Genomic DNA, 502 nt, shown 5'->3' with positions numbered 1-502 from the left:
GTCTGGAAGGCAATGCCGTCGATCACGCTGATGATGTCGGCGATCTTCTTGCTGCTGTCGTTGATGCCCTTCATGGTCTCGACCACCTCCGACACCACATCGCCGCCCTGCCCCGCCACGGTGGATGCGCTCATCGCCAGCTGGTTGGCCTGGCGCGCGTTGTCGGCGTTCTGCTTGACGGTGGAGCTGAGCTCCTCCATCGACGCCGCCGTCTCCTGCAGCGCGCTGGCCTGCTGTTCGGTGCGGCTGGACAGGTCGTTGTTGCCCGACGCAATCTCGGCACTGGCAGACGCCACACCCTGCGCATTCCCGCGTACCCCCGATACCACATGGGCCAGGTTGTCGCGCATGGTGGTCAGGCCGCCCAGCAGCAGGGAGATCTCGTCCCTGCCCCGCGCATCGATCGGCACCGTCAGGTCGCCCCGCGCCACCGAATCGGTGATCTGCACCGCATTGCCCAGGGCGCGCGATATCTGCCGGATCATGGCGCCGCCCATCAGCA

Annotated in this window: 1 protein-coding gene; it reads right to left on the bottom strand. The window is 66.5% G+C overall.

Annotated features, from left to right (window positions below):
- Positions 1 to 502: methyl-accepting chemotaxis protein (locus AC07OD_RS28105; protein ID WP_494598551.1), on the bottom strand; the 502-nt coding region annotated here is incomplete at both ends.

Source organism: Acidovorax sp. GW821-FHT10E03 (assembly GCF_059415205.1).
This window is presented reverse-complemented; position numbering and strand designations above follow the sequence as displayed.